Consider the following 19,434-nt stretch of genomic DNA (forward strand, 5'->3'; position numbering starts at 1 on the left):
GCCGCGCGGACCTCCGAGGGCGAAGGCGGCTCCCTGGTGCGGGAGCCGCCCCGAGGACCTCAGTGGCCGCGTTCGCGGTACCTGGACTGGGTCTGCACGTTCAGCCGGTCGAACTTCACGCCTCGCGCCTGGTTGACGCGCCGGTCGTCGACCCTGAACACGTCGAACCCGCGGAAGATCTCGCTGCCGAAGATGTAGCCGTTGTAGTAGTAGGCCGACCAGAAGCCGCCGAGCCTGAGCTGGGTGTCGGAGATCGGGCCGCGGTCGAAGAAGGCGATCTCCTGCGGGTTGGCCGAGTCGGTGAAGTCCCAGACCGACAGCCCGCCCTGGTACCAGGCCTGGACCATGATGTCGCGGCCCTTGACCGGGATCAGCGAGCCGTTGTGGGCCACGCAGTTCTCGGTGTTCGTCTGGATCCTGGAGATCTTGTAGTAGCTCTTGAAGACGAGCTTCTTGCCGACGATGTCGAGGATCGCGTCGGCGCCCCTGGTCGGGCCCTCGGCCGCGGTGCAGCGGGCCTGGGTGCCGCCGCCGAGCTCGTCGGTGAAGACCACCTTGGTGCCGGCGTTGTTGAAGGTCGCCGAGTGCCAGAAAGCGAAGTTCGTGTCTCTGACCGTGTCGATGACCTTGGGGTTCTCCCGGTCGGAGATGTCCATGAGCACGCCGTCACCCATACAGGCGCCGGCCGCGAGGTCCTTCTCGGCGTAGACGGTGATGTCGTGGCAGCCGCTGGTGTCGGCGAGCAGGTTGGGCTGCTGGGTCCTGTCGTTGCCGCCGTCGGGGAAGATCACCGGCATGTTGACCACGGCGGCCGCGGTCGGGTTGCGGACGGGGACCTTCACCACCGAGATGCGGTCGTGCGGCGGCTGGCAGTCGGGCAGGTTCGCGGCGGGGAAGTAGGACGAGACGTAGACGTAGAAGGCGTCACGCGACTTGCCTGGCACCAGCGTGTGGGTGTGCGAGCCGCAGTTCGTCTCGACCGACTTGACGTACTTCGGATTGGCCTTGTCGCTGACGTCGAAGATCCGCAGGCCCTCCCACGAGCTCTTCACACTCGGTGACTGACCCGTGCTGGCGCAGGAGTCGTCCTTCATCGAGTCGTCGACGGAGGTGACGAGGATGTCGCCGTAGATCGTGACGTCCATCTGGCCGCCGGGACAGCTGACCGTGCTGACCAGCTTGGGTCGCTTCGGGCGCCTGATGTCGTAGATCGAGAAGCCGGTGTAGCTACCCACATAGGCGTAGTCGCCCTGGAAGGCGATGTCGGTGTTGATCTGCACACCGGCGGGCAGATCGAGGTGGGCTTCGTGCCGGATGTTGTCACTCTTGGTGACCTCGTCGGCGGCCGAGGCGGGGACGGGGACCAGGGCGATCGCCACCACGATCCCTGCCACGAGGGAGGATAAGCCACGCAATCTCATGGAGCCTCCAGAGACGGAAATGCCCTGGATTATCCATGTCGTTCAGCGATCAACCAAGTGATTGTCCGGGAACTGTCACACGAAATCCGGTACGTCAGGAGCCCGTGCGCCAGGAGTGCAGGTAGTCCTCCTGGTCCGCGGTCAGCCGGTCGATCTCGATGCCCGTCGCGGCCAGCTTGAGCCTTGCCACTTCGACGTCGATGTCCTCGGGCACGTCGTAGACGCCCGGCGCCAGGTTCAGCCGCTCGGCGGCCAGCCAGGCGACGGCCAGGGCCTGGGCGGAGAAGGACATGTCCATGACGGCGGCGGGGTGCCCCTCGGCCGCGGTCAGGTTGACCAGCCGTCCCTCGGCCAGCAGCAGCAGGCGGCGGCCGTCGGCGAGCACGTACTCGTCGGTGTTGGGCCGCACGCCCTGGTTGAGCGAGACGGCCATCTCTTCCAGCGCGCGTACGTCGATCTCCACGTCGAAGTGGCCCGCGTTGGCCAGGATCGCGCCGTCCCTCATCAGCGCCAGGTGCTCGGCCCTGATGACGTCGCGGTTGCCGGTGACCGTGATGAACAGGTCGCCCACCAAGGCCGCGGACTCCATCGGCCGCACCTCGTAGCCCTGCAGTGAGGCGTCGAGCGCCTTGACAGGGTCGATCTCGGTGACGATCACACGGGCGCCCAGGCCCTTGGCCCGCTCGGCGACGCCGCGCCCGCAGTAGCCGAACCCCGCGACGATCACCGTGCGCCCCGCGAGCATGAGGTTGGTGGCGCGCATGATGCCGTCGAGCGTGGACTGGCCGGTGCCGTACCGGTTGTCGAACATCCGCTTGGTCCGCGTGTCGTTGACCGCGACCATGGGGAAACGCAGCGCGCCTTCGGCGGCCATCTGGCGTAGGCGGATGATGCCGGTGGTGGTCTCCTCGCAGCCGCCGCTGACGCCTCCGAGCAGGTCGGTGCGCTCGGTGTGCAGGATGTTGACCAGGTCGCAGCCGTCGTCGAGGACCAGGTCGGGTGCCAGGTCGAGCGCCTGGTGGATGTGGCGGTAGTAGGTGGCCCTGTCGACGCCCGCGCGCGCGTGGACCGCGATGTCGTAGGACCTGAGCGCCTCGGCGACGTCGTCCTGGGTGGAGAGCGGGTTGGAGGCGGCCAGCGCGATCTGCGCGCCGCCGGCCTTGAGCGCGCCCATCAGGACGGCGGTCTCGGCGGTGACGTGCAGGCACGCGGCGATCCTGAGCCCCTCGAGGGGGCGCTCCCTGCCGAACCGCTCCCCGATCGCCGTCAGAACCGGCATCGCGCGGCCGGCCCAGGCGATCCTCCGCTCTCCCACAACCTCTCCTCAATCCTGTACGGCACAGCCAAGTCGAGCCCACCGTGGTCACCGGTGACCGTCGGTCCATCACGCCACTCCAGCGGGACTCCGGTCCTCGCCGTCACGCCGCCCCGCCCCCTTCGTCAAGCCACACGAGAGCGTCGTGGGCACGTGACGGCGGGCCACCGGAGTCCCGCTGGGTGCCTTCGACTGACGGGACCGCGCAGGCGTGGGCGCGGCCCGCCGTCACGGACGTGGTGGGCCGGACGTGGTGGGCTAGATGTGGTGGGCCGGATGTGGCACGGCGGCGGGCGACCAGAGGACGCCCGCCGCCGCGATGATCGAAGGGATCAGTACCGGTAGTGCTCCGGCTTGTACGGGCCCTCGACGTTCACGCCGATGTACTCGGCCTGCGCCTTGGTCAGCGTGGTGAGCTTGACGCCCAGCGCGTCGAGGTGGAGGCGGGCGACCTTCTCGTCCAGGTGCTTGGGCAGCGTGTAGACGCCGATCGGGTACTCCTCGGTCTTGGCGAAGAGCTCGATCTGCGCGATGACCTGGTTGGTGAAGGAGTTGGACATCACGAACGACGGGTGGCCGGTCGCGCAGCCCAGGTTCATCAGGCGGCCCTCGGCGAGCACGAGGATGGAGTGACCGTCCTCGAAGACCCACTCGTCGACCTGCGGCTTGATGTTGTTCCTGACGACGCCGGGCGTCTTGGCCAGGCCGGCCATGTCGATCTCGTTGTCGAAGTGGCCGATGTTGGACACGATCGCCTGGTGCTTCATCCTGGCCATGTGGTCGGCCGTGATGATGTCGAAGTTGCCGGTCGTGGTCACGAAGATGTCGGCGATGCCGACGACCTCGTCGAGCGTGGTGACCTGGAAGCCGTCCATGGCCGCCTGCAGCGCGCAGATCGGGTCGATCTCGGTGACGATGACGCGGGCGCCCTGGCCGCGCAGCGCGTCGGCGCAGCCCTTGCCGACGTCGCCGTAACCGCAGACCACGGCCACCTTGCCGCCGATGAGCACGTCGGTGGCGCGGTTGAGGCCGTCGATAACCGAGTGGCGGCAGCCGTACTTGTTGTCGAACTTCGACTTGGTCACCGAGTCGTTGACGTTGATCGCGGGGAAGAGCAGCGTGCCGCTCTTGAACATCTCGTAGAGGCGGTGGACACCGGTGGTGGTCTCCTCCGTCACGCCCTTGATCTGCTCAGCGATCTTCGTCCACTTCTTCTCCTCGCCGACCGTGCGGGTGAGCAGGTCGATGATGACGTGCCACTCCTCGGGGTCGCTCTCGGTGGCGGAGGGGACGGCGCCGGCCTTCTCGTACTCGGCGCCCTTGTGGACCAGGAGCGTGGCGTCGCCGCCGTCGTCGAGGATCATGTTCGGGCCCTCGCCGCCGGGCCAGGTGAGCGCCTGCTCGGTGCACCACCAGTACTCCTCCAGCGTCTCGCCCTTCCAGGCGAAGACGGGGACACCCTGCGGGTTGTCGACGGTGCCGTCGGGGCCGACGGCGACGGCCGCGGCGGCGTGGTCCTGGGTGGAGAAGATGTTGCAGCTGACCCAGCGGACCTCGGCGCCGAGCGCGACGAGCGTCTCGATGAGGACGGCGGTCTGGATCGTCATGTGCAGCGAGCCCATGATCTTCGCGCCGCGGAGGGGCTGGGAGGCCGCGTACTCCTTGCGAACCGCCATGAGGCCGGGCATCTCGTGCTCGGCGAGCCGGATCTCCTTGCGGCCGAAGTCGGCAAGTGAAAGGTCGGCGACCTTGAAGTCCATCTGTTTACCCCTCGCGAAACGAAGTTGTCGCCGTCGAGTCTAGGTGGGGCCGTTTCGTGTCGCATCCCGAGAGGGTGGAATCTTCCACAAGAATGTAAGGATGCGCATCACAGAGGCTGCCAGACGGTTGGGGATGTCCCCTCGCATGCTCCGTTACAGGGAGGCGCTCGGGCTCCTGCCGCCGGTCAGGGAGCGCGGAGCGCACCGCAGGTTCAGCGAGGACGACCTCACGGCGGTGGCCCAGGCGGTGGAGCTGGAGCGGCGTTTCGACGTCTCCCCCGCCGAGCTGGCCTTCGCGCTGCGGGCGCTGAGCGAGCCCGGGGTGGCGCAGGCCGTACGGGATCTGGGGCTGCGGATCGGGCGGCTGCAGGCTCCGAGGCGGGCCCTCGACTTCGAGAAGGAGAAGGCGTTGCGATTGCTGCAAACCAGAGGCCCTCGCAGACCGTCCAACGGAGTATGAAAGAGCTCATTCTCGCCACCACCCTCGCCCTGACGCCCGCCACGGCCCCTGGCCCCACCGTGAAGGTCTACTTCTCCGCCGACCTCGGCATCCCCGGCAAGGTCGTCGCCGTCAGCAGGAAGGCCCCCGACAGCGGGGTCGCCAAGTTCGCCGTCCAGCAGCTCATCAAGGGCCCGACCAAGGCCGAGCGCAAGCGCGGGCTGCACTCGGAGCTCGGCCGTCAGATCAAGGGCAGGTCGGACTGCGGCGCCGACTTCCAGCTGAAGATCAAGCACGGCACCGCGACGCTGCGCTTCTGCCGCACGGTGATGGGGCTCGGCGTCGGCGCCGACGCCCGCATCCTGCACACGATCGACAGGACGCTGCGCCAGTTCGCCAGCGTGAAGAAGGTCGTCACGCTGGACAAGGGCGGCCGCTGCCTGTTCGACCAGACCGACGCGGGCACCTCCTGCGTCACCGGCCACGAGTAGGGCCTCGTGGCCGGGCTCGCCTGACGGGGTCTACTTGACGGGGGCCCTGTCGAGGTCGGGCTCGAGGTAGATGACCCGCGCGATCGGGACCGCGGCGCGGATGCGCTGCTCGGCCTCGTCGATGCCGCGGGCCACGTCGGCAGCCGTGTCGTCGTGGTCGACAGCGATCTTCGCCGCCACCAGGAGTTCCTCGGGGCCGAGGTGCAGCGTGCGCATGTGGATGACGCGCGAGACCTCGGGCGCTCCTTCGAGCGCGGACCTGATCTGCGTCTCGACGTCGGGTGAGGCGCCCTCGCCCAGCAGCAGCGACTTCGTCTCGATGGCCAGGATGATCGCGATGACCGCGAGCAGGATACCGATCATCAGGGTGCCGATGCCGTCCCACAGGCCGTCTCCGGTGATCACGGCCATGGTGACGCCGAACAGCGCGAAGATCAGACCGAGCAGCGCGCCGAGGTCCTCCAGCAGGACCACGGGGAGCTCGGGCGACTTGGAGTGGCGGATGAACGACACCCAGCTCTGGTCGCCGCGGACGTGGTTCGACTCCTTGATGGCGGTCCTGAAGGAGAAGATCTCGGCGATGATCGCGAAGATCAGCACGCCGAACGCCCACTGGGGCGACTCGACATCGCCTCTTAGTTCGATCTTGTGGATGCCCTCGTAGATCGAGAACACCGCGCCGACCGTGAACAGCACGACCGCGACGACGAAGGCGTAGAAGTAGCGCTCACGGCCGTAGCCGAACGGGTGCTCCTTCGTGCGCGCCCGCTGGGCGCGCTTGCCGCCGAGCAGCAGCAACGCCTGGTTGCCCGAGTCGGCCACCGAGTGGATCGACTCGGCCAGCATCGAGGAGGAGGTGGTGAACAGGAAGGCGACGAACTTCGCGACGGCGATCGCTAGATTCGCGGCCAATGCCGCAACGATCGCTTTGGTCCCACCACTCGCGCTCAACGTATATCTCCACTCGTGCCACTGAAAATCCCGGGAAGGGGATCTTATTGGGAAGTTCGTGACTTTAGCTCTGTGATAGCCGTCACCGGCGTCGGATCGATGCCATACCCAAGAGCGAGGTAAGCACTCGCATAGTCTCCGAGCTCGATGAGGGTGGCCAGCCTTTCGAGCGGATGGGCGCCCTCCGCGGCCAGCTCGCTGACCGGCACGTCGCGATCCTCGACCACCCTGAGCAGGGAGATCGGCCGCTCCTCGGGCTCGCGCAGCACGACCAGCCTGATGGTGCGGCCCGCGCTCTCGGCGAAGATGTCGCGCTCGGCAAAGGGTCCTTCGACCACGCCCAGCTGGTTGTGGCCCGCCTCGGGAAGCGCGCCCCACTGGGCCGGGTACTTGGCGTTCTCGTGCAGTTGGAGCGCCAGCCGGTGCGCCGCGACCGCCGTCAGTGGCGTGGCGCCCCAGATCACCGGCACGCTCTCGGCCAGCTCCATCGCCAGCGCCTTGCCGGGGTTGACGAACGACTCGCTCGAGGGACGGCAGCGGTTGGCCATGTCCTCCAGGCCCTTGGCCACGCCCTCGAACAGGTCGGGATCCGTCTTGATCAGCCCCAGCGCGCCCGCCGCCGCGACCAGCGGCACCGCCATTCCCCAGAGGTTGGCCCGCGAGGGCCCGTTCGCCTCCACGGGAACGAACAGCGCGGACGCCTGCGTGGCGATGGCGTGCAGCGGTGAGTCCTGCGCCCCGACCGCGAGCAGCGAGGAGCCCCGCCGTACGGCCTCGGCCGCCACCGCGAGCGTCTCCGCGGTGCGCCCCGAGCACGACACCGCCATGACCAGGTCGGTGGCGCCGACCCAGCCGGGCAGCCTGCCCGACCGCACGGTGATGACGGGAAGCGGCGCGCCGTACCCGCAGATCACCGCCAGGATGTCGCCGGCGAGCGCCGCCGAGCCCATGCCGGTCACCACGATCGCGCGCGGCCTGCCGTCCTGGGCCAGCCGCGCGATGTCCGCCTCGCCGGCGTTGCGATGAGCGGTGCGCACCTGGGCGGCCGCGGAGGCGACCACGGGCAGCATCGCGCCCGGGTCGCCCGCCGACAGCAGAGCCTGGTCGTCGAGCCGCTCGGGCTCCCAGATCACGGCTTCCGCGCCTCGTCCACGAGCAGGACGGGGATGTCATCCCTCACCGGGTAGACCAGGCCGCAGCCGGTACAGGCCAGCTCGTCCGCGTCGAGCTCCGCACGCAGCGGGGACTTGCACGCCGGGCACGCCAGGATCTCCAGCAGCCAGTCGTCGATCTTCACTGTTCAGCTCCTCACAGCAGCGAGGACTTCGTCCCTGATCGCTGCCATCTGGCTCTCGTCGGCCGCCTCGGCATTCAGCCTGAGCAGCGGCTCGGTATTGGACGGACGGAGATTGAACCACCAGCCTGACCCCGTCACTGTCAGGCCGTCGAGCTCGTCGACCTCGCCGCGGCCCTCGAACTGCTCGCGGACCCTCACCAGGGCCTCGCGCTGGTCGGCGACGGTGCTGTTGATCTCGCCGCTCTCGGTGTAGCGGGAGTACGGCGCCAGCACCCGCGACAGCGGCTGCTCCTGCTCGCCGAGAGCGGCCAGCACGTGCAGCGCGGCCAGCATGCCCGAGTCGGCGAACCAGAAGTCGCGGAAGTAGTAGTGGGCCGAGTGCTCCCCGCCGAAGACCGCGCCCGTGCGGGCCATCTCGGCCTTGATGAAGGAGTGGCCGACGCGCGTGCGCAGGGGCACGCCGCCGTGCTCGGCGATGATCTCGGGGACGGCGCGCGAGGTGATGAGGTTGTGGATGACCGTCGAGCCGGGGTGCTTGGCCAGCTCACGAGCGGCGACCAGCGCGGTGATCGTGGAGGGCGAGACCGACTCGCCGCGCTCGTCGATCACCCAGCACCTGTCGGCGTCGCCGTCGAAGGCCAGCCCCAGGTCTGCGCCGCCCTCGAGCACGGCCCTCTGCAGGTCGCGCAGGTTCTCCGGCTCGATCGGGTTGGCCTCGTGGTTCGGGAAGGTGCCGTCGAGCTCGAAGTAGAGCGGCGTCACCTCGATCGGGAGCCCCTCGAAGACGGCGGGCACGGTGTGGCCGCCCATCGCGTTGCCCGCGTCGACGGCCACGCGCAGCGGCCTGATGCCCGACAGGTCGACCAGCGTGCGCAGGTGCTCGGCGTAGCCGGTGAGCAGGTCTTTCTCGATCGTGCTGCCCGGCTTGCCCTCGGGGATGCCGCTCTCGAGATAGGCGGCGGCCCTGTCGCGGATCGCGGTCAGCCCGGTGTCGGTGCCGACGGGCACGGCCCCCGCGTGGCACATCTTCATGCCGTTGTAGCGCGCGGGGTTGTGGCTCGCGGTGAACATGACGCCGGGCAGGTCGAGGCTGCCGCTGGCGTAGTAGAGCAGGTCGGTGGAGCCGAGCCCCGCGTCGATCACGTCGGTGCCCCTGCTGGTGGCGCCGCGGATGAACGCGTCGGCCAGCGCGCGCGAGGAGACGCGCATGTCGTGGGCGAGGACGGCCTGCGCCGCGCCCGTCACGTCCGCGAACGCCGCCCCCACGGCCTCGGCGGTCTCCTCGTCTAGCTCCTCAGGCACCACGCCGCGCACGTCGTACGCCTTGAAGATCTTGGAGAGATCGCCCACTCGCCCGCCCCTTGGTGATCGCCTGTCTGACTGAGACGAGCCTACTAGCGCTCCCGGTGGGGTTGGGCGGAGCGAAGGACACGCAGGTGACCTCGGCGGCCCACCTCGACGCCCTGGCCGACCGGCTCCGTGCCGCCGGACGGCGCGGGGCGGGCCGCCTCACGGACGGCGTTGGCCAGCGCTTCGAGATCGTCGGTGCTCGGGCTGCCGCCGTCGGTCGGCAGGCGGACGACCTCCCACCCCCTGGGGGCGGTCAGCCGTTCGGCGTGTTCGGCGCACAGGTCATAGCAATGTGGCTCGGCGTACGTCGCCAGTGGGCCGAGAACCGCGGTCGAGTCGGCGTATACGTACGTGAGCGTGAAGACGGCAGGCTGACTGCAAGCAGTGCGGGAACAGCGACGGACGGGGCTCACGGAGGGACCGTATCCGGTAAGAGTGCGAGGCGCCACTACCTGAGCGCTCTTAACGAGCGTGTCGCCACAATTCGGACACCTGTCACAGCGTTTACACCCACCTGTACCGATGGGGGCCCTGATTAGGTGCGTCCGAAAGCTTAAGCTTGAGTGGTGACACCGACGCGTGGTCCCCGGCGGCGTGACCGCCATGGTCGCGGGCTTCGCGGTCCGCTGGCCCCCTCCTACGTCCCCATCGCCCGCTCACGCAGCGAGCGCTTCGACGACCTGGTGCTCGACGCGGTCGACAGGCTCAAGCCGCAGTGGGGCAAGCAGCTGGCGGCCGTGGAGTTCGCCGTGGAGGAGGTGCCTCCGGTGAGCGAGCTCGGCGACGGCCCCGGCCGGCTCGGCTCCGAGCCGATCCCGTTCGGCAGGGCCGACACCGCCTCGGGCGCCGACCCGGCCTCCGTGGTGATCTACCGGCGACCGCTGGAGGCTCGGGCCCGCGACCGCGACATGCTGGGCGCGCTCGTCCACGACACGGTCGTCGAGCAGGTGGCCACGCTGCTCGGGCTGTCGCCCGAGACGGTCGACCCCGGCTACGACGAGCGCGGCTGAGCGCCGGGCGGCCGCCCGTCAGGGCAGCACGACGGCGGGGTCGTCGATGTAGGTGGGCAGCATCGTCCAGATCCTGCCCTGCGACAGCGGCTGGGCGGTGACCAGCGTCCCCGCCCCGATCCGTTCGCTCGTCACCCGCCCGCCGTAGACCTGCCCCGACACCGGCGTCACCACCAGCCCCGTGCCCACCTTGACCTTCACCACCTTGGTCCGCGACGCCGGGACGTCCACCGTGGCCGTGCCCACCTTCACCCGTCCAGGGCCGCCCACGGCGGTGAGCACCAGCGACGAGCCCTTGCCGTTGTCGGCGACGGCCCCGCCCAGGTCGAGCGGCGGCGTCCCCGCACTGAAGGCCACGTCCACCGAGGTGGAGATCACCATCCCGGCCACCACGGGCACGTCCGAAACGAGCTCCACCGCGGCCGCCTGCCCGTCGAGGCCCTTGGTCAGCTCCATGACCGCCACGGTTCCGGCGATCACATCAAGCGTTTCACGCCCCTTCATCGCATAACTGCCGTCCGTGGTCACTGCCCGCACCCGGACGACGGCGTCCAGGGTTCCCGGCGCGGCCACCAGGAGCTCCCGCTTTCCCTCGCCCGAGGGGATCCCGGGCACCACGACCCGCGTGGCGGGAGGGGCCGAGGCCGGCAGCCAGTCCACCCCTCGCCCGTCCATCACCGCTCTCGCCGCCACCGCGAGCCTGCCGGTGCTCGTCGTCACGCCGACCGCGACCACGGTGGCCGAGGGGGCGAGCTCGTTCAGGTCGAGTTCGACGTGCGCCCCTGGCTTGACGGTGATCCCCCGCCCCGCGTCGCTGGGCACGGGCCCCTCGGCCGAGTACACCAGCACGTCGGCCAGCGCGGGCGCGGCGTCGGCGTTGGTCAGGTGCAGCGTGACCCCGGCGGCGGAGGGGCCCGGCCCGATCAGCCACGTGGTCCCCGCCGGCTCGGTGCAGCGTACCCCTGCCAGGCCGCGCGAGCGCCCCTTGGCCGTCTTCGTGCCGAACGACGCCTCCAGTCCCTGCGCCGCCTTCCCCGTGGCCTTCACCACGACGGGCCCGTCTCCCTTGACCGGCTCGCGCCAGAGCTTGCCCGGCTCCTTGACCTGGGCGGACCCGACGGTCACCGTCCCCTCGCCCGGAGCGCTCAGCACGGCCACCTCGGCGCCGCGAGGCGCGGGGCAGACGGCCACCACCGACTCCACGGCGACCTTCTGCGGGCCCCTCGCGGGCGGCGCCTCCCGCGCGGGACGCGTCAAGAAGGCCACGCCGTACAGCGCGCCGAGCGCGATCAGGACCAGCGCCACGAGGCCGAACCTGTTCTCCACGAACCCCTTCATCAGGCCACCGCCACCACGAGCGGATCGGCGGTGCGGGCGCCGGGCGCGGCCAGGGCGAGCACCAGGGCGGTGAGCGCGGCCTGCGCCCACAGCATGGGCACGCGCAATGGATCCTCCGGCGGCGCCTTCACCCGCGCGGGCGGCTCGACCAGGCGCCACACCCCTTCACCCTCTGTCAGGCTCAGGTGGGTGAGCTGCGGCTGGGAGTCGAGCGCGCTGGTCACCTCGGGCGCCGGTCGCACGACGGCCACATGGGTGATGCCGAGGGCCGCCAGGGTGGCGGCGTCGGTGCCGCCCCGCCCGGCGACCAGCCCTGCCGCCGCCCTTGCCACCTGGTCACGGGCCTGCCGCGGCACCGGGAGCTCGGCCTCGCCCAGCAGGGGCGTACGGCGGTGCAGCACCGTGAAGGAGTCGCCACGCAGCAGGAGGGTCCTCGACCCCTCGGCCAGCGCGGGCATCGGGTCGGGCGTCGAGCCGCTCAGCGGGCCGCGCGTGCCCGAGGCGATCCAGAAGCCCGCGGCCAGCACGGGCGTGCTGAAGGCGACGGCGACCACGGCCACCGCGACCAGCCTGCGCAGCCCGCCCGCCGCCCGCAGTTCGGCCAGCCGGTGCGCGGTCAGCGCGACCAGCACGAGCAGCCCCGTCGCGGCGAAGGCCAGCGGGATGCCCGGCCACGCCCTGGCCGCCTCGCCTCCCGCTGCCGAGGTGACGGTCACCCGGCTGACCAGGATCGCGGCGAGCACGCCGTACACGGCCACGCCCCAGCCGATGGCGACGATCATGCGCTGGCGGCGGAAGAGCAGGGCGGCCAGCGCCGTCGCGATGAGCCCCGCGGTGACCCAGAACGGCGGCAGCCCAGGCCCTCCGGGGCTGAAGGTGAGCAGCGCGTGCGGCGGCAGCGCGGGGTCGATCAGCGAGGACCTGTGCAGCCCGGCCTCCAGGAGCAGCTGACCAGGGTGGTCGGCGAAGCCGCGAATCCATGGGTAGAGCAGCACCGGCGGTACGGCCAGCGCCGTGGCCAGCTGCCGTACCCTGCCGAAGGCGATCATGGCCAGCACGCCGAGCACCGCAAGCAGCACGTACACCAGCGGAGCGAAGGCGGTGCCCACGGCCAGCAGCAGGCCGAGCCCCCAGCCCGCACGGCGGGCCCTGCGCGGCTCGGCCGACAGCAGCTGCACACCGAGGCCCGCGTAGACGGGCAGCAGCACGAAGACCACGGCGGTGCCGAGCCTGCCCGCCGCGATGGCGCCGGTGGCGACGGGGAGCAGCGCGTAGCTGGCCGCCAGCCAGATCCTCGCTGGAACGGCGGGGATGATCGTGCGGGTGGCGAGGTAGGCGGAGGCGCCGGCCAGCGGGACCGAGCCGAGCAGCAGCACCGAGACCCCGAGCCACGTCTCGCCGAGGAACAGCGTGGACACGGCGGCGACGACCGCCACGTACGGCGGCGCCCACGCGCTCGATCCCAGCCCCGTGTCGTGGAAGCCCTCCAGGTAGAAGCGCCACAGGTCGGCGGACTGTCCGACGACCGGCACCAGCGCGCCGCCGCCCAGCAGCGGGCCGCCGAGCACGTCGCGCTCGGCGACCAGCGCGACCGCGGTCAGCGCCAGCGTGAGGAGCACGCCGGGACGGCTGAGGAAACGCCGGAGGAAGCCCGCGTCGTCCGGGATGAGGTCGTCCTCCTCACTGGGCGGCGCGACGACCGCGTGGTGACGGCCGGCCGACTCCACGGGGCCCTCCCCCGCCAGGAAGCCCTGCACCAGATCGGACAGGCGACGGTAGGCGGCTCCGCGCGGAGTCAGCAGCTTCTTTATCGCGAAATATCCCTGTTTTCGGCCGTGCTTGCGGGCGCGTCTCGCCTTGATCAGGCGCCCCGGATGCAGCAGCACCGAGCCGAGGGCCGCCACCTCGTCGTAGGCGTTGGCCGGCTGCTTGGCCACGACGAACAGCAGCGTGGCGACCATCGAGCCGAGCACGTTGCGCACCAGCGCCCAGAGCATCGCGGTGAACGGCAGGTTCGCCATGACGACGAACATCGCGTTGCGCCGGTCGAGCCGTCTCGGGTGGTCGCCGCTGGCGGTGATGCGCCGCCTCCTGCGCGCCGCCGCCTCGGCGTGGTAGGCGACCGCCCGCCTGACGTTGACGACGCGATGGCCCGCGTTGCGCACCCGCCAGCACAGGTCGAGATCGTCGCGGAACAGTTCGAGTGAGGGGTCGATGCCGCCGACCCGCTCCCACACGTCGCGGCGCACGAGCATGCCCGCCGACGAGACCGACAGCACGTCGCGGTCGCCGTCGTACTGGCCCTGGTCGTACTCGCGCGCTTCGAGGCCCGTGTCGCGCCTGCCCGACCTGTCGACGGTGACGCCGACCTCGACCAGCAGCTTGCGGTCCATCCAGTCGCGCAGCTTCGGGCCGAGCACCGCCGCCTTGGGGTCGCGCTCGGCGGCCATCAGCAGGTGCAGGAGCGCGTGCGGATCGGGGGCGCAGTCGTCGTGGAGCAGCCAGATCCACTCGTCCTTGGCCGCCTCGAGCTTGCCGAGGACCTCGGCGACCGCCGCGCCGAAGCCGGTCGAGCGGGAAAGGCGCAGCACGTTGCCCGCGCCCAGGGCGCGTTCGAGCAGGTCGGCCGAGCCGTCACGGCTGCCGTTGTCGGCGCCGACCACCCGGTCGGCTGGGCGGCTCTGCCCCAGCACCGCCCCCAGCGTCTCACCCAGCCAGCGGGCGCCGTCGTGAGCCACGACGATGGCGGTGACGAGCGGTGCGGACATCGGCGCGGCTCCAACCAGGGGGATGATCAGCGCCGGACACCATAACAGTCGAAAGGGTCACGCGGCAGACAGCAGCCGCCGCGTGACCCTTGTGAATATTCCTAGACGGCCGCCTTCTTGATCCTTCGGCGTTCCCGCTCGGACAGCCCACCCCAGATGCCGAACCGCTCGTCGTGCTCGAGTGCGTATTCAAGACACTCGGCCCGCACCTCGCAGGAACGGCACACCTTTTTGGCCTCTCTGGTGGAGCCACCCTTCTCCGGGAAGAACGCCTCAGGGTCAGTCTGCGCGCACAGTGCGCGCTCCTGCCAGCCGAGTTCTTCAGCGTCAAGCTGTTCCTGTGCGATGACCACCAACTCGGTCACTGCACACCTCCCTGCCGCCCGCCCGCAATGGAGCCCCCCATGAACGCCTCCTTCATACCCACCCTGGAGGCGTAACAACATGGCTGTAATTACACGCGCGTGCCGTAGGTAACGTCAAGCGGCATGCCGGTATCCGGGGAAAGACCCTCTCGCCCCGGTGTGCTTGCCATGTGCTGTTCGGGACCGGCCGAAACCGGATTCCATGGCCTTGACGTGACTTCATCAACGCTGTCAGCGGTCGGAACCGTACCAGGGCAGGCTTGACGCCCGCCCAGGGCCCACCTTCTCTCTATCCCGTGTTGACCGAAGTCTTACCGGCGCGGATCGTTCGGCGTGTAGATCGCCGTGGGGTCGATCGGGTCGTCACCAGGGCGGTAGCCGCTCTGGTCGAACCTGAGCGTCGAGTCCGCGTGCGGCCCCTGCTGGTAGGGGGGCGCCGGCGGGGTCTGCGGGTGGCCGAACGGGTCGTCGTACGACTGCTGGTACGGCTGCGCGGGGTCGAAGTGCAGTTGCGGATGGGTGCCCGCGTTGGACTGCTGGTAGGTCTCGGCCTGCTGGTAGGCGTGCAGCATCTGCTGCGAGCGCGGGTCGACGGGCGGGTCGGGCTCGCCGTAGTGCGGCTGGGCCTGCTGGGCGTACTCCTGACCCGAGTAGCCGGTGAAGGGGCTGCCGCCCTGCGGCTCGAAGGCGGGAGGCTGCTCGTAGTAGGGCTGCTGAGGCTCCTGCTGCTGGTACGGCGCCCCCTGCCCCGCGTCGGACGGCTGGTAGCCGTCGGCCGCCCGGTAGGGCTCGGCGGACTGCTGCTGGTAAGGCTCGGGCTGCTGGTAGGACGAGCCCGGCGCGGTGTCGGCCGGCTGGTAGGGCTGCGGCTCGTAGACGTTCGGCGTGCTGTGCGACGGCGTGTAGGCGTTGGGCAGGCTGTCGGCTGGCACGTAAGGGGCCGGCTGGTACTCCTGCGGCGGCGCGTACCCGTTGCTCGGCAGCGTCTCCGAGGGGGTATAGCCGCTCGGCTCCTGCTGACCGTAGGAGTTCGGCTCCTGCTGAGCGTACGAGCTCTGCTCCTGCTGAGCGTACGAGCTCTGCTCCTGCGGCGCGTACGGGTTCGGGTCCGCGGCGTAGGCGTTCTGGGGCGTCTCGGCCGGCGTGTAGGCGGGAGCCTGCTGCTCGGGCTGCTGCACCGGCGTGGGCGCGGCGGGCAGGGCGGGCAGCTCGTGCCTGGGCGGCTGGTAGGCCTCCTGCTGAGGCTGCTGAGGCTGCTGGGGCGACTGGGCCTGGGACGAGTGTCCCTGGACCGCCTGGTGGCCCTGTTGGTGCGCCTGGGAGTGCTGGGGCGGCTGGTAGGCCTCGTTGCCGTAACCGTGCTGCTCGTAGCCCTGCGGGGCCTGGCTCTGCGGCTGCTGCTCGTAACCCTGCTGCTCGTAACCGCGCTGGTCGAAGCCCGGCTGCTGCTCGTAGCCCGGCTGGCCGCCGTAACTCGGCGGCTGCTGCGCGTAACCAGCGCCCTGTGGCGCCTGGCTCTGCGACTGCTGGCTCGGAGGCTGCTGGTGACCAGGGGCTTGGTGACTCGGGGCCTGCTGGCTCGGGGGCTGCTGGCCGTACTGCGGCTGTGCGGCGGGCTGCTGGCCGTACGGCTGGCCGCCCGTGGCCGGCTGCTGCACCGGCGGCTGCTGGGCGTAGCCCTGCTGGGGGTACTGCTGGCCGTACCCGCCGAACGCGGGGGCGGCGGGGCGTGCGGTGATCACCTGCGGCAGGAGGTAGACCAGCGCGATGGCGGTGAGCGCGAGGGTCGGCACGCCCTGCACCACGAAGGAGAGCAGGCTCATGAAGCCCATCCCCGAGAACAGACCGAGGAGCAGCGCGATCGCGCCGAAGAAGGCGCCCGCGGCCAGCGTGCCCGCCGCGCCGTAGGCGATCGTCTTCGCCTTGGGCGCCGGGTCGCCGAACCTGGTGACCAGCACCACGGCGCCGACCGCGAGGGCGGCGGCGACCGGACTGGTCAGCTCACCCTGCACCAGGCGCGCGCGCACCAGCAGCGAGGTCATGGTCCCCGACTCTGCGACCAGCATCTGCAAGAGCGCGATGAGAACGTTTCCCGCCGCGACCGCAAGCATGATCCATGCAGCCGGCTCCCTGAGTCGGCTGACGTCTATTTTGCTCACTCGTTACCCCCAGCTGGTGGCTTACCACCCGAGGGGAGTTTGCCACATACCTGACTTTGGTGGCGGGAGTCCCAGCAAGCTCATCTATCCCAATAGTCCCCGATCAGCTCTAATACACCGAAATTTCGGGACAACAGGAAGGGAAGGCTGCCTCTCCAGACAGGCTGTCGGAGGGGGGTGGAAGACTGGCCGCATGCGTATCGTGTCCCTAGCCGGTGGCATCGGCGGAGCCCGCTTCCTGCGCGGCCTGCGTGCCGCCGCCCCCGACGCCGAGATCACCGTCATCGGCAACACCGGTGACGACATCACCCTCTTCGGCCTGCGGGTCTGTCCCGACCTCGACACCGTGATGTACACGCTCGGCGGCGGCATCAACGAGGAGCAGGGCTGGGGGCGTGAGAAGGAGAGCCACGTCGTCAAGGAGGAGCTGGCCGCCTACGGCGTCGAGCCGCAGTGGTTCGGCCTCGGCGACCGCGACTTCGCCACCCACATCGTGCGCTCGCAGATGCTCGAGGCGGGCTACACCCTCTCCCAGGTCACCGAGGCCCTCTGCGACCGGTGGCAGCCAGGGGTGCGGCTGCTGCCGATGAGCGACGACCGCTGTGAGACCCACGTCGTCATCACCGACGAGCAGGGCCGCCGCGCCGTCCACTTCCAGGAGTGGTGGGTGCGCCTGCGCGCCTCGGTCCCCGCCGAGTCCATCGCGCTCGTCGGCGCCGACACCGCCTCCCCCGCCCCCGGCGTGCTGGCCGCCATCGAGGCCGCCGACTTCGTGATCCTCCCGCCGTCCAACCCGGTGGTGAGCATCGGCACCATCCTGCAGATCCCCGGCATCCGCGAGGCGCTGGCCGGCAAGACCGTCGTGGGCGTCTCCCCCATCATCGGCGGCGCGCCCGTGCGCGGCATGGCCGACGCGTGCCTGACGGCGATCGGCGTGGAGACCAGCGCGCAGGCGGTGCTGTCGCTCTACGGGTCCGACCTGCTCGACGGCTGGCTCGTCGCGCCCGAGGACTCCTCGGTCGCGCTCGAGGGGGTGCGCGTGGAGCCCCGTCCGCTGCTCATGAGCGACCCCGACGCCACCGCGGAGCTCGCCCGCGCCGCCCTCACCCTCGCCCAGGAGCTCAGCCGATGACCCACCCCGCCTCCGCCTCCCTGCAGGGCTTCCAGGTCTTCGGCGTCCACGGCATCGGCGAGGTCCGCCCCGGCGACGACCTCGCCGCGCTGCTGAAGGCGGCGCTCCCGCCTGACGAGGAGCTGCGCGACGGCGACATCCTCGTCATCACCTCCAAGATCGTCAGCAAGGCCGAGGGACGCGTCCGCCAGGGCGCCGACCGCGCCGACGCCATCGCCGAGGAGACCGAGCGCGTCGTCGCCAGGCGCGGCGACACCGTCATCTCGCAGACCCGCCACGGCTTCGTCATGGCCGCCGCGGGCGTCGACGCCTCCAACACCGAGCCCGGCACCGTGCTGCTGCTGCCCGACGACTCCGACGCCTCCGCCCGGCGCGTCAGGGCGGCGCTCGGCGGCCGGGTCGGCGTCATCATCTCCGACACCTTCGGCCGCCCGTGGCGCCACGGCCTCACCGACGTGGCCATCGGCGCGGCGGGCGTGCGCCCCCTCGAGGACTTCAGGGGCGGCACCGACACCCACGGCAACCCGCTCAACGCCACCGTCACCGCGCTGGTCGACGAGGTCGCCGCCGCCGCCGAGCTGGTCAAGGGCAAGCTCGACGGCGTGCCCATCGCGGTCGTCCGCGGCCTCGGACACCTGGTCACCGACGACGACGGGCCTGGCGTCAGGCCGCTGATCCGCCCCGCCGACGAGGACATGTTCCGCTACGGCTCGCGCGAGGTGGTCTTCGCCCGCCGTACGATCAGGCAGTTCTCCGCCGACCCCGTCGACCCCGAGGCCGTACGGCGGGCGGTGGCGGCCGGCATCGCGGCCCCCGCCCCGCACCACACCACACCGTGGCGTTTCGTCCTGGTGGAGTCGGCCGACACCCGGCTCAAGCTGGTCGACGCCATGCGCGAGGCCTGGATCGCCGACCTGAAGGGCGACGGGTTCAGCGAGGAGTCCATCGCCAAGCGGATCCGCAGGGGCGACGTGCTGCGCGAGGCGCCGTACCTCGTGGTGCCGTGCCTGGTCATGGAGGGCTCCCACACCTACCGCGACGACCGCCGCAACGCCTCCGAGCGGGAGATGTTCGTGGTGGCGATGGGGGCGGGCGTGGAGAACTTCCTGGTGCAGCTGGCCGTGGAGGGGCTCGGGTCGGCGTGGGTGTCGTCCACGATGTTCTGCCGTCCGGTGGTCAGGCAGGTGCTCGACCTGCCCGACTCGTGGGACCCGATGGGGTGCGTCGCGGTCGGCCACGCCGCCGCCCCTCCCCGCGACCGCGCCCCCCGCGACGCCGCCGACTTCATCGTCACCCGCTGACCTTCGGCTGACCGGAGCGCGGCCTCCGAGACCCTCGGTTTTCGGGAGGAGAGTCTCCTCCGATCTCCCCCCGAGAACCAGGCCCCGCGAACCCGATGTATCCCGAAGAACCTCCGTGACCCGAGGCACGGGTAACCCGAGGTCCCTGAGAGCTACGGCCCCCGCGGACCTCGAAGACCCGAACCCCTGGGAGGCCCGAGGCCCCCGAGAACCAAGGCGCTCGCGGACCTCGAAGACCCGAACCCCTGGGAGGCCCGAGGCCCCCGAGAACCAAGGCGCTCGCGGACCTCGAAGACCTGAGTCCCTGGGAGGCCCGAGGTTCCTCGAAGGCCGAGCC

The 19,434-nt window shown here is 70.6% G+C and carries 17 protein-coding genes; 5 read left to right on the plus strand and 12 right to left on the minus strand.

Annotation, left to right across the window (positions count from 1 at the left end; all coding sequences use genetic code 11):
- Positions 1–59 precede the first annotated feature (59 nt).
- From ABFX55_RS29685 to ahcY, 3 genes are all read right to left on the minus strand, one after another.
- Positions 60–1,421, minus strand: coding sequence for an LVIVD repeat-containing protein (locus ABFX55_RS29685; protein ID WP_346126036.1), 1,362 nt, complete (start codon positions 1,419–1,421; stop codon positions 60–62).
- A 94-nt stretch (positions 1,422–1,515) separates the two neighbouring features.
- Positions 1,516–2,736 carry an adenosylhomocysteinase gene (locus tag ABFX55_RS29690; RefSeq protein WP_346126037.1) on the minus strand — a complete coding sequence of 407 codons (1,221 nt, stop codon included), beginning with the start codon at positions 2,734–2,736 and terminating at the stop codon, positions 1,516–1,518.
- A gap of 332 nt (positions 2,737–3,068) precedes the next feature.
- Positions 3,069–4,496 (minus strand): adenosylhomocysteinase, encoded by a 1,428-nt coding sequence (gene ahcY / locus ABFX55_RS29695; protein ID WP_346126038.1) that lies wholly within the window; start codon positions 4,494–4,496, stop codon positions 3,069–3,071.
- 100 nt (positions 4,497–4,596) lie between these two features.
- On the opposite strand from ahcY, the gene ABFX55_RS29700 reads away from it, so the two are divergent.
- Both ABFX55_RS29700 and ABFX55_RS29705 read left to right on the plus strand, forming a co-directional pair.
- Positions 4,597–4,956, plus strand: coding sequence for a MerR family transcriptional regulator (locus ABFX55_RS29700; protein WP_183649984.1), 360 nt, complete (start codon positions 4,597–4,599; stop codon positions 4,954–4,956).
- Positions 4,953–5,426, plus strand: a complete 474-nt coding sequence (locus tag ABFX55_RS29705) for a GerMN domain-containing protein (protein WP_346126039.1) — start codon at positions 4,953–4,955, stop codon at positions 5,424–5,426. The genes ABFX55_RS29700 and ABFX55_RS29705 overlap by 4 nt, the downstream gene beginning before the upstream one ends.
- Positions 5,427–5,456: 30 nt before the next feature.
- Here ABFX55_RS29705 and ABFX55_RS29710 read toward each other — a convergent pair whose 3' ends face one another.
- The 5 genes from ABFX55_RS29710 to ABFX55_RS29730 are packed head-to-tail and all read right to left on the minus strand — an operon-like array spanning position 5,457 to position 9,437.
- Positions 5,457–6,377, minus strand: a complete 921-nt coding sequence (locus ABFX55_RS29710; protein WP_346126040.1) for a cation diffusion facilitator family transporter — start codon at positions 6,375–6,377, stop codon at positions 5,457–5,459.
- A 44-nt stretch (positions 6,378–6,421) separates the two neighbouring features.
- Entirely contained in the window at positions 6,422–7,510 is a 1,089-nt protein-coding gene (locus tag ABFX55_RS29715) for an SIS domain-containing protein (protein ID WP_346126041.1), read from the minus strand.
- Positions 7,507–7,674, minus strand: coding sequence for a Trm112 family protein (locus ABFX55_RS29720; RefSeq protein ID WP_183649995.1), 168 nt, complete (start codon positions 7,672–7,674; stop codon positions 7,507–7,509). Before ABFX55_RS29720 ends, ABFX55_RS29715 begins: the two co-directional genes overlap by 4 nt.
- A gap of 3 nt (positions 7,675–7,677) precedes the next feature.
- Positions 7,678–9,024 carry a phosphomannomutase/phosphoglucomutase gene (locus tag ABFX55_RS29725; RefSeq protein WP_346126042.1) on the minus strand — a complete coding sequence of 449 codons (1,347 nt, stop codon included), beginning with the start codon at positions 9,022–9,024 and terminating at the stop codon, positions 7,678–7,680.
- A gap of 44 nt (positions 9,025–9,068) precedes the next feature.
- Positions 9,069–9,437, minus strand: coding sequence for a DUF3499 domain-containing protein (locus ABFX55_RS29730; RefSeq protein ID WP_183650001.1), 369 nt, complete (start codon positions 9,435–9,437; stop codon positions 9,069–9,071).
- Positions 9,438–9,590: 153 nt separating this feature from the next.
- Here ABFX55_RS29730 and ABFX55_RS29735 point away from each other — a divergent pair, with 153 nt between their 5' ends.
- Positions 9,591–10,034: a metallopeptidase family protein gene (locus ABFX55_RS29735; protein ID WP_346126043.1), complete on the plus strand. Its 444-nt coding sequence runs from the start codon at positions 9,591–9,593 to the stop codon at positions 10,032–10,034.
- An 18-nt stretch (positions 10,035–10,052) separates the two neighbouring features.
- On the opposite strand, the gene ABFX55_RS29740 is transcribed toward ABFX55_RS29735, so the two are convergent.
- From ABFX55_RS29740 to ABFX55_RS29755, 4 genes are all read right to left on the minus strand, one after another.
- Positions 10,053–11,372 carry a DUF5719 family protein gene (locus ABFX55_RS29740; protein ID WP_346126044.1) on the minus strand — a complete coding sequence of 440 codons (1,320 nt, stop codon included), beginning with the start codon at positions 11,370–11,372 and terminating at the stop codon, positions 10,053–10,055.
- Positions 11,372–14,140, minus strand: coding sequence for a glycosyltransferase (locus ABFX55_RS29745; RefSeq protein WP_346126045.1), 2,769 nt, complete (start codon positions 14,138–14,140; stop codon positions 11,372–11,374). Before ABFX55_RS29745 ends, ABFX55_RS29740 begins: the two co-directional genes overlap by 1 nt.
- A 101-nt stretch (positions 14,141–14,241) precedes the next feature.
- Positions 14,242–14,496, minus strand: a complete 255-nt coding sequence (locus tag ABFX55_RS29750) for a WhiB family transcriptional regulator (RefSeq protein WP_221241942.1) — start codon at positions 14,494–14,496, stop codon at positions 14,242–14,244.
- Between the two features lie 320 nt (positions 14,497–14,816).
- Positions 14,817–16,616 (minus strand): hypothetical protein, encoded by a 1,800-nt coding sequence (locus ABFX55_RS29755; protein ID WP_346126046.1) that lies wholly within the window; start codon positions 16,614–16,616, stop codon positions 14,817–14,819.
- 241 nt (positions 16,617–16,857) lie between these two features.
- Between ABFX55_RS29755 and cofD the strand changes: the two genes are divergently transcribed.
- Together cofD and ABFX55_RS29765 are read left to right on the plus strand one after the other, a co-directional pair.
- A complete protein-coding gene (gene cofD, locus ABFX55_RS29760) occupies positions 16,858–17,796 on the plus strand; it encodes a 2-phospho-L-lactate transferase (protein ID WP_346126047.1) in 939 nt (312 codons plus the stop codon).
- On the plus strand, positions 17,793–19,097 hold the full coding sequence (locus tag ABFX55_RS29765; RefSeq protein WP_346126048.1) for a coenzyme F420-0:L-glutamate ligase: 1,305 nt from the start codon (positions 17,793–17,795) through the stop codon (positions 19,095–19,097). Before cofD ends, ABFX55_RS29765 begins: the two co-directional genes overlap by 4 nt.
- The last annotated feature ends 337 nt before the right edge of the window (positions 19,098–19,434 follow it).

This window comes from Nonomuraea roseola (assembly GCF_039535395.1).
GTDB lineage: Bacteria > Actinomycetota > Actinomycetes > Streptosporangiales > Streptosporangiaceae > Nonomuraea > Nonomuraea roseola.

Bases quoted from the DNA above. Each gene is read 5' to 3' on its own strand.
- ABFX55_RS29700 (WP_183649984.1), top strand. From the start codon at position 4,597: ATGCGCATCACAGAGGCTGCCAGACGGTTGGGGATGTCCCCTCGCATG.
- ABFX55_RS29705 (WP_346126039.1), top strand. From the start codon at position 4,953: ATGAAAGAGCTCATTCTCGCCACCACCCTCGCCCTGACGCCCGCCACG.
- ABFX55_RS29755 (WP_346126046.1), bottom strand. From the start codon at position 16,616: ATGCTTGCGGTCGCGGCGGGAAACGTTCTCATCGCGCTCTTGCAGATG.
- ABFX55_RS29740 (WP_346126044.1), bottom strand. From the start codon at position 11,372: ATGAAGGGGTTCGTGGAGAACAGGTTCGGCCTCGTGGCGCTGGTCCTG.
- cofD (WP_346126047.1), top strand. From the start codon at position 16,858: ATGCGTATCGTGTCCCTAGCCGGTGGCATCGGCGGAGCCCGCTTCCTG.
- ahcY (WP_346126038.1), bottom strand. From the start codon at position 4,496: ATGGACTTCAAGGTCGCCGACCTTTCACTTGCCGACTTCGGCCGCAAG.
- ABFX55_RS29745 (WP_346126045.1), bottom strand. From the start codon at position 14,140: ATGTCCGCACCGCTCGTCACCGCCATCGTCGTGGCTCACGACGGCGCC.
- ABFX55_RS29685 (WP_346126036.1), bottom strand. From the start codon at position 1,421: ATGAGATTGCGTGGCTTATCCTCCCTCGTGGCAGGGATCGTGGTGGCG.
- ABFX55_RS29765 (WP_346126048.1), top strand. From the start codon at position 17,793: ATGACCCACCCCGCCTCCGCCTCCCTGCAGGGCTTCCAGGTCTTCGGC.